We start from the raw sequence: 14,843 nt of genomic DNA, 5'->3' as shown, positions 1-14,843 counted from the left end.
TCACAATCTTATCAATTTTTTTTAAAATTTTAAAAAACTTGATAAACAAGAAAGCGCTTTATTTTGTATACTAGTTACTGTAAAGAGGAAATAACCTCAAGATCTTTATCAGGAGGACAGCACATGTCACAAGAAAAATACATTATGGCCATTGACCAAGGAACTACCAGTTCTCGTGCCATTATTTTTAACAAAAAAGGGGAAAAGGTCAGCTCAAGTCAAAAAGAATTCACACAAATCTTTCCACAAGCAGGTTGGGTTGAGCACAATGCCAATGAAATTTGGAACTCTGTGCAGTCAGTAATCGCTGGGGCTTTTATCGAAAGTGGTATCAAGCCAAATCAAATCCAAGCTATCGGGATTACCAACCAGCGTGAAACGACAGTTGTTTGGGATAAAAAGACAGGTCTCCCTATCTATAATGCCATCGTTTGGCAGTCTCGCCAGACAGCGCCTTTGGCTGAACAACTAAAAAAACAAGGTTATGTAGAGAAATTCCATGAGAAGACTGGTCTGATCATCGATGCTTACTTCTCTGCGACCAAGGTTCGTTGGATCTTGGACCATGTAGAAGGCGCTCAAGAGCGAGCAGAAAAGGGTGAGTTGCTCTTTGGTACTATCGATACTTGGTTGGTTTGGAAATTGACTGATGGTGCGGCTCACGTGACCGACTACTCAAATGCAGCCCGTACCATGCTTTATAACATTAAAGAACTCAAATGGGATGATGAGATTTTGGAAATCCTCAACATTCCGAAGGCTATGCTTCCAGAAGTTCGTTCTAACTCTGAAATCTACGGTAAGACAGCTCCTTTCCATTTCTACGGCGGTGAAGTGCCAATCTCAGGTATGGCTGGGGACCAACAGGCAGCCCTCTTTGGACAGTTGGCTTTTGAGCCTGGTATGGTCAAAAATACTTACGGAACAGGTTCTTTCATCATCATGAATACTGGTGAAGAAATGCAGTTGTCTGAAAATAACCTCTTGACAACGATTGGTTACGGAATCAATGGCAAGGTTTACTATGCCTTGGAAGGTTCTATCTTCATCGCAGGAAGTGCTATTCAGTGGCTTCGTGATGGTCTTCGCATGGTTGAAAGTTCACCAGAGTCTGAAAAATATGCTCGTGATTCTCACAATAACGACGAAGTTTATGTCGTTCCGGCCTTTACAGGTCTAGGTGCTCCATACTGGAACCAAAACGCTCGTGGTTCTGTCTTTGGCTTGACTCGTGGAACAAGCAAAGAAGACTTTATCAAAGCAACCTTGCAGTCTATCGCTTATCAAGTGCGTGACATCATTGACACGATGCAAGTGGATGCTCAAACAGCTATCCAAGTCTTGAAAGTAGACGGTGGTGCAGCTATGAACAATTTCCTCATGCAGTTCCAAGCTGACATTTTGGGAATCGATATCGCACGCGCCAAAAACTTGGAAACAACAGCTCTGGGGGCAGCCTTCCTAGCAGGTTTGTCAGTGGGCTATTGGAAAGACTTGGATGAGTTGAAACTCTTGAACGAGACAGGAGAACTCTTTGAGCCATCTATGAACGAATCTCGCAAGGAGCAACTCTACAAGGGCTGGAAGAAAGCTGTGAAAGCAACCCAAGTCTTTGCGGAAGTAGACGACTAATACTGGAAGAATAAAGCGACTCAGTTAGAAAGTGTGTAAATATGGAATTTTCAAAGAAAACACGTGAATTATCAATTAAAAAAATGCAGGAACGTACCCTGGACCTCTTGATTATCGGTGGAGGAATCACAGGGGCTGGTGTAGCCTTGCAGGCTGCAGCTAGCGGTCTTGAGACTGGTTTGATTGAAATGCAAGACTTTGCAGAAGGAACATCTAGCCGTTCAACAAAATTGGTTCACGGAGGTTTGCGTTACCTCAAACAATTCGACGTAGAAGTTGTATCAGATACGGTTTCTGAACGTGCAGTGGTTCAACAAATCGCACCACACATTCCAAAACCGGACCCAATGCTCTTGCCAGTTTACGATGAAGATGGAGCGACCTTTAGCCTCTTCCGTCTTAAAGTAGCTATGGACTTGTATGACCTTTTGGCAGGAGTTAACAACACACCAGCTGCAAACAAGGTCTTGAGCAAGGAAGAAGTCTTGGAACGCCAGCCAAACTTGAAGAAAGAAGGCTTGGTAGGAGGTGGGGTTTACCTTGACTTCCGTAACAACGATGCGCGTCTAGTGATTGAAAACATTAAACGTGCCAACCAAGACGGTGCCCTTATTGCCAACCACGTGAAGGCAGAAGGCTTCCTCTTCGACGAAAGTGGCAAGATTACAGGTGTCGTAGCTCGTGATTTGTTGACAGACCAAGTCTTTGAAATCAAGGCTCGTCTGGTTATCAACACAACAGGTCCTTGGAGCGACAAGGTACGTAATTTGTCTAATAAGGGAACCCAATTCTCACAAATGCGTCCAACTAAGGGAGTTCACCTAGTAGTGGATTCAAGTAAGATCAAGGTTTCACAGCCAGTTTACTTTGACACAGGTTTGGGTGACGGTCGTATGGTCTTTGTACTTCCACGTGAAAACAAGACCTACTTCGGTACAACAGATACAGACTACACAGGTGATTTAGAGCATCCAAAAGTGACTCAAGAAGATGTGGATTATCTGCTTGGCATTGTCAACAATCGCTTCCCAGAAGCTAACATCACCATTGATGATATCGAAAGCAGCTGGGCAGGTCTTCGTCCATTGATTGCAGGAAATAGCGCTTCTGACTACAATGGAGGAAATAACGGCACTATTAGCGACGAAAGCTTTAACAACTTGATTGCGACTGTCGAAGCTTATCTATCGAAAGAAAAAACGCGTGAAGATGTTGAATCTGCTGTCAGCAAGCTTGAAAGCAGCACATCTGAGAAATATTTGGATCCATCTGCAGTTTCTCGTGGTTCGAGCTTGGATCGTGATGACAATGGCCTTTTGACCCTTGCTGGTGGTAAAATCACAGACTACCGTAAGATGGCTGAAGGGGCTATGGAGCGCGTAGTTGAGATTTTGAAAGCAGAGTTTGACCGCAGCTTTAAACTCATCAACTCTAAGACTTATCCTGTTTCAGGTGGAGAATTGAATCCAGCAAATGTAGATTCAGAAATCGAAGCCTTTGCGCAACTTGGAGTATCACGTGGTTTGGATAGCAAGGAAGCACATTATCTGGCAAATCTTTACGGTTCAAATGCACCAAAGGTCTTTGCCCTTGCTCACAGCTTGGAACAAGCTCCAGGACTCAGTTTGGCAGACACCTTGTCCCTTCACTATGCAATGCGCAATGAGTTGGCTCTTAGCCCAGTTGACTTCCTTCTTCGTCGTACCAACCATATGCTCTTTATGCGTGATAGCTTGGATAGCATCGTTGAGCCAGTTTTGGATGAAATGGGACGATTCTATGACTGGACAGAAGAAGAGAAAACAACTTACCGTGTTGATGTCGAAGCAGCTCTTGCTCAAAATGACTTGGCAGCATTAAAAAATTAAGAAAAACTAGAAGAGAGGGAGACAAGCGTTCCTTGCTTTCTCTCTCCTTCTTTTAAATGGAGACAAAGATATGATGAAAGAATTATTTGGAGAATTTTTGGGAACTTTAATCCTGATTCTTCTAGGAAATGGTGTTGTTGCAGGTGTAGTTCTTCCCAAAACTAAGAGTAACAATTCAGGATGGATTGTCATCACTATGGGTTGGGGGATTGCCGTTGCTGTCGCAGCCTTTGTGTCTGGCAAGCTCAGTCCAGCTCATTTAAACCCAGCTGTGACCATTGGTGTGGCCTTAAAAGGTGGCCTGCCTTGGGCATCCGTTTTCCCTTACATCCTAGCTCAGTTTGCAGGAGCTATGCTCGGTCAGATTTTGGTTTGGTTGCAATTCAAACCACATTATGATGCAGAAGAAAATGCAGGCAATATCCTGGCAACCTTCAGTACTGGTCCAGCCATCAAGGATACAGTTTCTAACTTGATCAGTGAAATCCTTGGAACCTTTGTTTTGGTGTTGACAATCTTTGCTTTGGGGCTTTATGACCTTCAGCCTGGTATCGGAACCTTTGCAGTGGGAACTTTGATTGTCGGTATCGGTCTATCACTAGGTGGGACAACAGGTTATGCCTTGAACCCAGCTCGTGATCTTGGCCCTCGTATCATGCACAGCATCTTGCCAATTCCAAATAAGGGAGATGGAGACTGGTCTTATGCCTGGATTCCAGTTGTGGGACCTGTTATCGGTGCAGCCTTGGCCGTGCTTGTATTCTCACTTTTCTAAGATAAAAGAGCTATTTGTAACAAAGTTTGAGATTGGCTTCTCAAACTTTGTTGTTTTTTGAGGGCAAAACATTAATATTTTAACTTGTCTTAAAATAACCTAAAACGAACTTTTAAGTTATGGTAAACAGTTGAAAATAGAGGGAATAAAGTGGTAAAATGGGAACAAGAAAAAATAGTAATTGTATATTTGCATAAAATTATTGAAAATTTACAAAAAGAAGTTAATTATGGATAAAAAGAAACCAATTTATGTTTTTTTAGGGCAAACGGTCCTGTATTTTATTGTTTTACTGGGTTTGCTTTACTTTTTTAGTTACCTAGGACAAAGTCAGGGAAGCTTTATTTACAATGAATTTTAGTTTAAAGGAGAAAAATCATCGTGTCTAATAAGCCGATAAAAGATATGATTGAAGTGATTGAATATTTCGCCCAAACTCAACCTACCTTTCCAGTCTATAATGTTCTTGGTGAGGAACGTACCTATGGTGATTTAAAGGCTGATTCAGATAGTTTGGCTGCAACCATTGATCAGCTAGGATTACCTGAAAAATCTCCAGTAGTCGTTTTTGGTGGTCAGGAGTATGAGATGTTGGCTACCTTTGTAGCCTTGACCAAGTCAGGTCATGCCTACATTCCAATTGACAGTCATTCGGCCTTGGAGCGAGTTTCGGCTATTTTAGAAGTGGCAGAGCCAAGTTTGATTATTGCTATCTCAGACTTTCCATTGAAGCAGGTTTCTACACCGATGATGAATCTAGCTCAGGTTCAAGAAGCCTTTGCTCAAGGGGCAAGCTATGAGATGACGCATCCGGTCAAAGGGAATGATAACTACTACATCATCTTTACCTCAGGGACAACTGGGAAACCAAAAGGGGTGCAGATTTCGCATAATAACCTTCTCAGCTTTACCAACTGGATGATTACGGATAAGGAATTTGCGACGCCAAGTCGTCCACAAATGCTGGCTCAGCCACCTTATTCTTTTGACCTGTCTGTCATGTACTGGGCACCGACCTTGGCACTTGGTGGTACACTTTTTGCCCTCCCATCAGCCATTACTCAAGACTTTAAGCAACTCTTTGCGACCATCTTTTCTCTTCCGATTGCTATCTGGACTTCAACACCATCTTTTGCAGATATGGCCATGTTGTCTGAAGATTTCAATGCTGAAAAGATGCCAGGCATTACTCATTTTTACTTTGATGGGGAAGAGTTGACAGTTAAAACAGCTCAGAAATTGCGCAAGCGTTTTCCAAATGCACGCATCATTAATGCATATGGACCAACGGAAGCAACAGTTGCTTTGTCAGCAGTCGCTATTACAGATGAGATGTTAGTAACTTTGAAACGTCTTCCAATTGGCTACACCAAAGAAGATTCTCCAACCTTTATCATTGATGAGGAAGGGAACAAATTGCCAAATGGAGAACAAGGGGAGATCATCGTATCTGGACCTGCTGTTTCAAAAGGCTACATGAACAATCCTGAAAAAACAGCTGAAGCCTTCTTCGAATTTGAAGGTCTTCCAGCCTATCATACGGGAGATGTGGGAACTATGACAGATGAAGGTCTCCTTCTCTATGGTGGACGGATGGACTTCCAGATCAAGTTTAACGGTTACCGCATTGAGCTAGAAGATGTTTCTCAAAACTTGAATAAATCTCAGTATGTTGAATCCGCTGTTGCAGTTCCACGTTACAACAAAGACCACAAGGTTCAAAACCTCTTGGCCTATGTTATCTTAAAAGATGGCGTCAAAGAACAATTTGAGCGCGAAATTGATATCACGAAAGCTATCAAGGAAGACTTGGAAGATATTATGATGTCTTACATGATGCCATCTAAGTTTCTTTATAGAGAGGAATTGCCACTGACTCCAAATGGCAAGATTGATATCAAAGGATTGATTAACGAGGTGAATAATAGATGATGGATTTCCTGAAACAGCTGCCTCATATTGAGCCGTATGGGAATCCGCAGTACTTTTTGTACGTGATTACTGCTACCTTGCCCATCTTTATCGGTCTTTTTTTCAAAAAACGTTTTGCCTGGTATGAAATACTGGTTAGTCTATTCTTTATCGTTACCATGTTGACGGGTGGCAAGACTAATCAAATAGCTGCCTTAGGAATCTATCTAATTTGGCAAATGGTACTGGTTCTTTTCTACAAGCATTATCGAAAAAGTAAGGATGGCAAGTGGGTCTTCTACCTAGTTAGTTTTCTGTCCCTCCTTCCGATTATCTTTGTCAAGGTGCAACCTGCTATCAATGGAACGCAATCTTTGCTTGGATTTTTGGGAATTTCTTACCTGACTTTTCGTTCGGTGGGAATCATCATCGAACTTCGAGATGGAGTCATTAAGGATTTGAACCTGTGGGAGTATTTGCGTTTTCTTCTCTTTATGCCGACATTTTCAAGTGGTCCTATTGATCGTTTCAAACGTTTTAATGAAAATTATCAGACGATACCAGAGCGCGATGAGTTGCTAGATATGCTAGCCGAGTCCGTTCGGTATATCATGTGGGGTTTTCTATATAAATTTATCCTAGCTCATATTTTAGGCGAGATTTTATTGCCACCGCTAAAGAATTTAGCTTTACAAACAGGTGGCTTCTTTAACTACTACGTAGTTGCAGTCATGTACACATTTGGTCTGGAGCTCTTCTTTGACTTTGCGGGTTATTCCATGTTTGCTCTAGCTATTTCAAATCTGATGGGGATTCGTAGTCCGATCAACTTCAACAAACCTTTCTTGTCAAGAGATTTGAAAGAGTTTTGGAATCGTTGGCACATGAGTTTATCCTTCTGGTTCCGTGACTTTGTCTTTATGCGCATGGTCATGGTGATGACGAGAAAGAAGCTTTTTAAGAATCGAAATGTGACCTCAAGTGTCGCCTATATCCTGAATATGCTCCTTATGGGGTTCTGGCATGGGATAACTTGGTTTTACATCGCCTACGGACTCTTTCATGGAGTGGGCTTAGTCATTAATGATGCCTGGGTTCGAAAGAAAAGAACGCTCAATAAAGAACGTAAGAAAGCAGGGCGACCTCCCTTGCCTGAGAACCGTTGGGTTCAGTTGCTTGGCATGGTGATAACCTTCCATGTCGTGATGGTTTCATTCTTAATCTTTTCTGGATTTTTGAATGATTTATGGTTAAAAAAATAAAAGGAATTAAAAAATGGATATCAAATCAGAAGTTATTGAAATTATTGATGAATTGTTTATGGAAGATGTTTCTGACATGATGGATGAGGATCTTTTTGATGCAGGTGTCTTGGATAGTATGGGGACAGTTGAATTAATTGTGGAAATCGAAAACCGCTTTGATATTCGTGTCCCAGTTACAGAATTTGGTCGTGATGACTGGAATACAGCTAATAAAATCGTAGCAGGGATTACGGAGTTAAAGAATGCTTAAACGCTTGTGGCTGATTTTCGGGCCTGTCTTTGTAGCGGGCTTGTTGGTGTGCCTTCTTATCTGTTTCTATCCAAGTAGTCCAAGTCATAATCTCATGGAGGAAAAATACTCTGCCGCTTCGATAAGTGCAGAAAGCTTTAAGGAAAGAAGTCAAAAAGTAAGAGCTCTTACGGATCCTAATATACGTTTTATACCCTTTTTGGGTTCGAGTGAATGGATTCGCTTTGATAGCATGCATCCAGGAGTATTAGCGGAAAAGTATAACCGCTCCTATCGTCCTTATTTTATGGGGCAGGCAGGAGCAGCTTCTCTTAGTCAGTACTTTGGACTACAACAAATCACATCTGAGCTTGAAAACAAACAAGCGGTATTTGTAATCTCTCCACAATGGTTTACAAAAGAGGAGCACGATGCGCCTACTTTTCAAAGCTTTTTTAACAATGACCAGTTGACGGCCTTTTTGGAAAATCAATCCGGAGATCTGGCTGCTCAATATGCGGCTACTAGACTCTTGAAGAAAAATCCAAGAGTACCGATGAAGGGGATTGTTGAGAAGCTGGCCAAGAATGAACAATTGTCAGACTTTGATCAAACGATGGTTAATCTCTCTGCCGAGTTCAATGAAAGACAAGCTGCTCTTTTTGGTCAATTTTCCATTCATGGTCGATTAAAGTACAAAGATCATATTGAAAAATATTTGAGCAGTCTCCCAGAGCAATTTTCTTATGAAGAATTGGAAAATATTGCTCGTAAGGATGCAGAAGAAAATACGACCAATAATGATTTGGGGATGGATAACCATTTTTATACCACTCAACTTAAGAAGGACTTAAAAAATTTAGAAGGCTATCAAAAGAATTATAACTTTCTCCAATCAACTGAGTACAATGATTTACAGCTAGTACTTGATCAATTTGCCAAGTCTAAGGTTAATGTGCTCTTTGTCTTTCAACCTGTCAATCAAAAATGGATGAACTATACAGGTTTGAGCGAAGAAATGTATCAACACTCTATTGAAAAAATTCGTTACCAGTTGGAAAGTCAGGGTTTCACCAATATCGCTGACTTTTCAAAAAATGGTGGAGATCCCTACTTTGTTAAGGATACGATTCATATCGGTTGGTTGGGCTGGTTGGCGTTTGATAAGGTGGTAAATCCCTTTTTGAGCAATCCGACAACAGCTCCTAGTTACCAAATGAATGACCGCTTCTTTAGCCAGGATTGGGCAAATTACGATGGGAATATTAAAGATTTTCAATAATATAGAAGAGGAGTTTGAACTTTTAGTTCAAACTTTTTTAATGAAATGTCGGATAGATTATCCTAAGAAAGGCTAAAAGTTTTAAAATGATGCTAAATAGCGTATAATGGTAAAAGAAAGAAGAGAAAGGGATTTCAATATGAATAAACGTTTCTTGTTGCCTGTCCTATCGACAGCCCTATTAGCTCCAGCCTTTTTAGCTGGACAGGTCTATGCTGAAGAAAATACTAGTTCTTCAGAAGTTACAGAAGTTGTGAGCACTGCAGAAGCACCAGCAGTAGCAGCGACTCCTGAGGTTGTTACAAGTCCAGCAACGCCAGCTGAAGAGGTTGCACCTCAAAAAGAAGAAGCAGATACTGTTATCTTGCATACCAATGACGTGCATGGTCGCATTGTAGAAGAAAAAGGAGTAATTGGAGATGCCAAGCTCGCGACAGTTATTGAGAAGGAGCGCGAAAAGGGCAATCAAACGACTCTAGTGGTGGATGCAGGGGATGCCTTCCAAGGTCTGCCAATTTCAAACTCTACAAAGGGTGAAGCACGTGCCAAAATCCTAAATGAGATGGGCTACGATGCTATGGCTGTAGGAAATCATGAGTTTGACTTTGGACTTGACGAAGCTAAAAAATACAAAGAAATCTTGAACTTTCCACTGCTTAGCTCGAATACTTATGTAAATGGAGCTCGTCTATTTGAAGCAGCAACAATTGTTGATAAGAACAAGGATATTGCAGGTGATGAGTTTGTCGTCATCGGTGTGACAACACCTGAAACAGCTACTAAGACTCACCCTAAAAATGTTAAAGGCGTAACCTTTACAGAGCCTATTGCAGAGGTTAACAAGGTTATCGAAGAAATTCAAGCTAAAGCCTTGGCAGAAGGCAAAGACTACAAACACTATGTTGTTCTCGCTCACTTGGGAGTTGATACAACAACACCTGTAGAATGGCGTGGTTCAACACTTGCAGAAGCACTTTCAAAAAATCCTTTGTTGAAAGGTAAGCGTGTTACAGTGATTGATGGTCACTCTCATACAGTAGAATCTACTACCTATGGTGACAATGTGACCTACAACCAGACAGGAAGCTATCTCCATAATGTCGGTAAAATCACTTACAAATCTCGTCAATTATTAGGAAATCCAAGCCAGGTACCTGCTGCAGATGCTAAGAAATTAGAAGCCAATCCAAAGATTGCAGCCATGGTCAAAGAAATCAAAGAAAAATATGATGCTGAAAATGCTGTAGAAGTTGTTTCAAATAGCCCAGTTGAATTGAACGGTGACCGTGAAAATGTCCGTGTTCGTGAAACCAACCTTGGAAATGTTGTCGCAGATTCTCTCTATCAATACGGTCAAACAGGCTTTAGTCATCCAACAGATATCGCTGTGACCAATGGTGGTGGCTTGCGTGAAACGATTGCCAAGGATAAGCCAATTACAAAAGGAAATGTCATTGCGGTTCTACCATTTGGGAACACAATCTCACAAATTCAAGTAACTGGTCAGCAAGTTCTGGATATGTTTGAAAAATCACTTGGATCTATCTTGCAGGTTGATAAGGCAGGAAAAACTGTTCTAGATGAAAATGGTCAACCATTGCTAGAACCAAGTGGCGGATTCTTACAGATTTCAGGAGCCAAGGTCTACTACGATACAAATCTAGCTGCAGGCAAACGTGTCTTGGCTATTCAAGTTAAGAATCGTACGACTGGTCTCTATGAAAAACTAGATTTGGAAAAAGTCTACTACCTAGCAACCAATGACTTCCTTGCAGCAGGTGGTGATGGTTATACCATGCTTGGTGGTGCCAGAGAAGAAGGCCCTTCAATGGATGCTGCCTTTGAAGATTACCTTAAAACAGCTGATTTGACTCAGTATGAAAAGGTAAATCCAAACTCACGCACGATTTCTGTGGATTCAAAAACATTTACATTGCCTGAAGAAGGAAAAGTGCAAGACCCAGCTAAATCAGAAGAAGACCAAGCAACACAACCGACACAACCGTCTACTGTAAAAGTTGATTATAAGGTTGCAGATAAGTTTGCTAACAAGACAGTCGTATCAGAAAAATTACTTCCAAATACAGGTAGTGAGCAATCTATTTTCATGATGCTACTTGGTATGATTCTTGGAGCGACAGCCCTCTGGACTAGCCGTAAACAAGAAAAATAATTCTAAAAGATGAAAACATCTCAGGTGTTTTCATCTTTTTTCTTGACTCCTTGCTTGGATGTGATATACTTAACTAGTAAAGGAATGGTGTGATACTCAATAAAAATCAAAGAGCAAACTAGGAAGCGAGACGCAGGCTGTACTTGAGTACGCCAAGACGAAGCTGACGTGGTTTGAATTTGATTTTTGAAGAGTATGAAAACCTTGTATTTATAGAAATTCCGTTCTGAGAAAGGAGCAAATCATGAGACAGTTGGCAAAAGATATCGATCAATTTTTAAATGAGATTATTCTCAAGGCGGAAAATCAGCATGAAATTTTGATTGGCCATTGTACCAGTGATGTAGCCTTGACCAATACCCAGGAGCATATTCTCATGCTTTTATCAGAGGATTCGCTCACCAACTCTGAGTTGGCGCGTCGTCTCAATGTTAGTCAAGCTGCCGTTACCAAGGCTATCAAATCCCTGGTTAAGGAGGGAATGTTAGAAACGTCTAAGGATCCTAAGGATGCTCGCGTTGTCTTCTATCAATTGACAGACTTGGCTCGACCTATTGCTGAGGAACACCACCATCATCATGAACATACCCTCTCGACTTATGAGCAGGTTGCCACTCAGTTCACACCAAACGAACAAAAAATTATCCAGCGGTTTTTAACTGTTTTAGTAGGAGAAATCAAGTAATGAGATACATCACAGTAGAGGATTTGTCCTTCTATTATGACAAGGAACCTGTGCTTGAGCATATCAATTACAGTGTTGATAGTGGGGAATTTGTCACACTGACAGGAGAAAATGGAGCGGCAAAGACTACTCTTATCAAAGCTAGTCTAGGTATTTTACAACCGAGAATTGGGAAAGTAACCATCTCAAAGATAAATATTCATGGGAAAAAGCTAAGAATCGCCTATCTTCCTCAGCAGATCGCCAGTTTTAATGCAGGCTTTCCTAGTACTGTTTATGAGTTTGTCAAATCAGGTCGCTATCCAAGAAAGGGTTGGTTCCGTCGTTTGAATGCCCATGATGAGGAACATATCAAGGCCAGTTTAAACTCTGTCGGTATGTGGGAACATCGGGATAAACGGATTGGTTCTCTCTCTGGTGGGCAAAAGCAAAGAGCGGTTATTGCACGTATGTTTGCTTCAGATCCAGATATCTTTATCTTGGATGAGCCAACGACTGGGATGGATGCAGGTACCAAGAATGAATTTTATGAGCTCATGCACCATAGTGCTCACCATCATGGCAAGGCTGTTCTGATGATTACTCACGATCCTGAAGAAGTCAAGGATTACGCAGATCGCAATATCCACCTTGTTCGTGACCAAGATTCGCCATGGCGTTGTTTCAATGTCCATGAAAATGACCAGGAGGTGGAGCATGCTTAATCTATTTTCTTATGATTTTATGCAGCGGGCCTTTTTGGCAGTTATTGCCATGAGCCTCTTTTCACCAGTCCTTGGGACCTTCCTCATTTTGCGCCGTCAAAGTCTCATGAGTGATACTCTGAGTCACGTCTCACTTTCGGGTGTTGCCTTTGGTTTGGTTTTGGGAATCTCTCCGACCATCTCAACCATTGCCATTGTCTTGATTGCAGCGGTCTTCCTTGAATACCTGCGTACGGTTTATAAAAGCTTTATGGAGATTGGGACAGCCATTCTCATGTCTACAGGACTTGCAGTTTCACTTATTGTTATGAGTAAGGGGAAGAGTTCTAGTTCGATGAGTCTGGATCAGTACCTTTTTGGTTCTATCGTGACCATTAGTCAAGAGCAGGTAATTGGGCTCTTTATCATTGCAGCGGTTGTTTTAATCCTGACATTCCTCTTTTTAAGGCCTATGTATATTCTAACTTTTGACGAAGATACAGCTTTTGTCGATGGACTTCCAGTGCGTACCATGTCTATTCTCTTTAACATGGTAACTGGTGTGGCTATTGCCCTCATGATCCCAGCAGCGGGAGCACTTTTGGTATCAACTATCATGGTCTTGCCAGCTAGTATTGCGTTGCGTTTAGGGAAGAACTTTAGTTCGGTGATGATTCTTGCCAGCGTTATTGGTTTTCTTGGCATGGTTGCGGGGCTTTATATTTCCTATTATGCAGAGACACCACCGAGTGCAAGTATTACCATTATCTTTGTAGTTGTCTTTTTGTTAGTCAGCTTACTCAAACGTTTTATCAAATAGGAGAAGAAAATGAAAAAACTAGGCCTATTTTTGGCAAGTCTTGTGACACTATTCTTAGTCGCTTGTTCCAATCAAAAACAGGCAGACGGAAAATTAAATATCGTCACAACATTCTACCCTGTTTACGAATTTACCAAGCAAGTAGCAGGCGATACAGCCAATGTCGAGCTCTTGATTGGGGCAGGGACAGAACCACATGATTATGAACCATCGCCTAAGGCAGTGGCTAAAATCCAAGACGCTGATGCCTTTGTTTATGAAAATGAGAACATGGAAACATGGGTTCCCAAGCTTTTAGATTCACTAGATGCGAAAAAAGTAAAAACAATCAAGGCTACTGGAGATATGTTGCTTCTTCCAGGAAGTGAAGAAGAGGAAGACCATGACCATGGCGAAGAAGGTCATCATCACGAGTATGACCCTCATGTATGGTTGTCTCCTGCGCGTGCAATCAAACTTGTAGAGCACATCCGTGATAGTCTTTCAGCTGGCTATCCAGATAAGAAGGCGACTTTTGAACAAAATGCAGCAGCCTATATCGAAAAATTGCAAGCCTTGGATAAGGCCTATACTGAAGGACTTTCTAGTGCTAAACAAAAGAGTTTTGTGACTCAACACGCTGCCTTTCGTTACTTAGCTTTAGACTACGGACTCAATCAAGTCTCTATCTCAGGGCTTTCGCCAGATGCGGAGCCTTCAGCAAGCCGCTTGGCAGAATTGACCGAATATATCAAGAAAAACAAGATTTCTTATATCTACTTTGAAGAAAATGCCTCTCAAGCTCTAGCTAATACTCTTTCAAAAGAAACAGGAGTGAAGTTAGATGTTCTAAATCCTTTGGAAAGCTTGACCGAAGAGGACATGAAAGCTGGAGAGAACTATATCTCTGTTATGGAGAAAAATCTCAAGGCCCTCAAGCAAACAACTGATCAGGCTGGGGCAGAAATTGAACCAGAAAAAGCCGAGGAAACTAAAACCGTTCAAAATGGTTACTTTGAGGATGCTGATGTTAAGGATCGTACCTTGAGTGACTATGCTGGTAACTGGCAGTCAGTCTATCCTTTCCTTGAAGATGGTACTCTAGACCAAGTCTTTGACTACAAGGCTAAGTTGACTGGTAAGATGACCAAGGATGAATACAAAGCCTACTATCAAAAAGGCTATCAAACGGATGTATCTAAGATTAATATCACGGATAACACTATGGAATTCATCCAAGGTGACCAAAGTAAGAAATATACCTACAAGTATGTCGGCAAGAAAATCTTGACCTATAAGAAAGGGAATCGAGGAGTTCGTTATCTCTTTGAAGCGACAGATGCGGATGCTGGACAATTTAAGTATGTTCAATTTAGCGACCACAATATCGCACCAGTCAAGGCAGAGCATTTCCATATTTTCTTTGGAGGCACTAGCCAAGAAGCCCTCTTTGAGGAGATGGACAACTGGCCAACCTACTATCCAGATGGCTTATCTGGTCAAGAAATCGCCCAAGAAATGTTGGCTCATTAAGATACGAT

The 14,843-nt window shown here is 41.5% G+C and carries 13 protein-coding genes; all 13 read left to right on the top strand.

The window, feature by feature from the left end:
- Positions 1–123 precede the first annotated feature (123 nt).
- The 13 genes from glpK to GEZ89_RS00115 all read left to right on the top strand — a co-directional run bounded on the left by glpK (position 124) and on the right by GEZ89_RS00115 (position 14,835).
- The gene (gene glpK / locus GEZ89_RS00175; protein ID WP_153224536.1) at positions 124–1,632 is read left to right on the top strand and encodes a glycerol kinase GlpK; all 1,509 of its coding nucleotides are present in this window, start codon (positions 124–126) and stop codon (positions 1,630–1,632) included.
- A gap of 41 nt (positions 1,633–1,673) precedes the next feature.
- Positions 1,674–3,500, top strand: coding sequence for a type 1 glycerol-3-phosphate oxidase (gene glpO / locus GEZ89_RS00170; protein ID WP_153224535.1), 1,827 nt, complete (start codon positions 1,674–1,676; stop codon positions 3,498–3,500).
- 70 nt (positions 3,501–3,570) lie between these two features.
- Entirely contained in the window at positions 3,571–4,275 is a 705-nt protein-coding gene (locus tag GEZ89_RS00165; protein WP_153224534.1) for an MIP/aquaporin family protein, read from the top strand.
- A 229-nt stretch (positions 4,276–4,504) separates the two neighbouring features.
- Positions 4,505–4,636, top strand: coding sequence for a teichoic acid D-Ala incorporation-associated protein DltX (locus tag GEZ89_RS00160; protein WP_000358457.1), 132 nt, complete (start codon positions 4,505–4,507; stop codon positions 4,634–4,636).
- 20 nt (positions 4,637–4,656) lie between these two features.
- Entirely contained in the window at positions 4,657–6,207 is a 1,551-nt protein-coding gene (dltA, locus tag GEZ89_RS00155) for a D-alanine--poly(phosphoribitol) ligase subunit DltA (protein WP_281335297.1), read from the top strand.
- Positions 6,204–7,448: a D-alanyl-lipoteichoic acid biosynthesis protein DltB gene (gene dltB / locus GEZ89_RS00150; protein WP_153224533.1), complete on the top strand. Its 1,245-nt coding sequence runs from the start codon at positions 6,204–6,206 to the stop codon at positions 7,446–7,448. The genes dltA and dltB overlap by 4 nt, the downstream gene beginning before the upstream one ends.
- Before the next feature lie 13 nt (positions 7,449–7,461).
- A complete protein-coding gene (gene dltC / locus GEZ89_RS00145) occupies positions 7,462–7,701 on the top strand; it encodes a D-alanine--poly(phosphoribitol) ligase subunit DltC (RefSeq protein WP_000351968.1) in 240 nt (79 codons plus the stop codon).
- Positions 7,694–8,962, top strand: a complete 1,269-nt coding sequence (gene dltD / locus GEZ89_RS00140; RefSeq protein ID WP_153224532.1) for a D-alanyl-lipoteichoic acid biosynthesis protein DltD — start codon at positions 7,694–7,696, stop codon at positions 8,960–8,962. The genes dltC and dltD overlap by 8 nt, the downstream gene beginning before the upstream one ends.
- A 139-nt stretch (positions 8,963–9,101) precedes the next feature.
- Positions 9,102–11,135 (top strand): cell surface ecto-5'-nucleotidase Nt5e, encoded by a 2,034-nt coding sequence (gene nt5e, locus GEZ89_RS00135; protein ID WP_153224531.1) that lies wholly within the window; start codon positions 9,102–9,104, stop codon positions 11,133–11,135.
- Positions 11,136–11,379: 244 nt separating this feature from the next.
- Entirely contained in the window at positions 11,380–11,820 is a 441-nt protein-coding gene (gene adcR / locus GEZ89_RS00130; protein ID WP_153224530.1) for a zinc-dependent transcriptional regulator AdcR, read from the top strand.
- Complete coding sequence (locus GEZ89_RS00125; protein WP_075232376.1) at positions 11,820–12,524, top strand: metal ABC transporter ATP-binding protein; 705 nt, start codon at positions 11,820–11,822, stop codon at positions 12,522–12,524. Before adcR ends, GEZ89_RS00125 begins: the two co-directional genes overlap by 1 nt.
- Entirely contained in the window at positions 12,517–13,323 is an 807-nt protein-coding gene (locus tag GEZ89_RS00120; RefSeq protein ID WP_153224529.1) for a metal ABC transporter permease, read from the top strand. Before GEZ89_RS00125 ends, GEZ89_RS00120 begins: the two co-directional genes overlap by 8 nt.
- 9 nt (positions 13,324–13,332) lie before the next feature.
- Positions 13,333–14,835, top strand: coding sequence for a zinc ABC transporter substrate-binding protein AdcA (locus GEZ89_RS00115; protein WP_153224528.1), 1,503 nt, complete (start codon positions 13,333–13,335; stop codon positions 14,833–14,835).
- Positions 14,836–14,843: the final 8 nt, after the last annotated feature.

Origin of the sequence: Streptococcus mitis (assembly GCF_009496285.1) — a bacterium.
In the GTDB taxonomy this organism is placed as follows: domain Bacteria; phylum Bacillota; class Bacilli; order Lactobacillales; family Streptococcaceae; genus Streptococcus; species Streptococcus mitis_BP.
The sequence above is the reverse complement of the archived record's forward strand: the minus strand, read 5'-3'. Positions and strand labels throughout refer to the sequence as shown.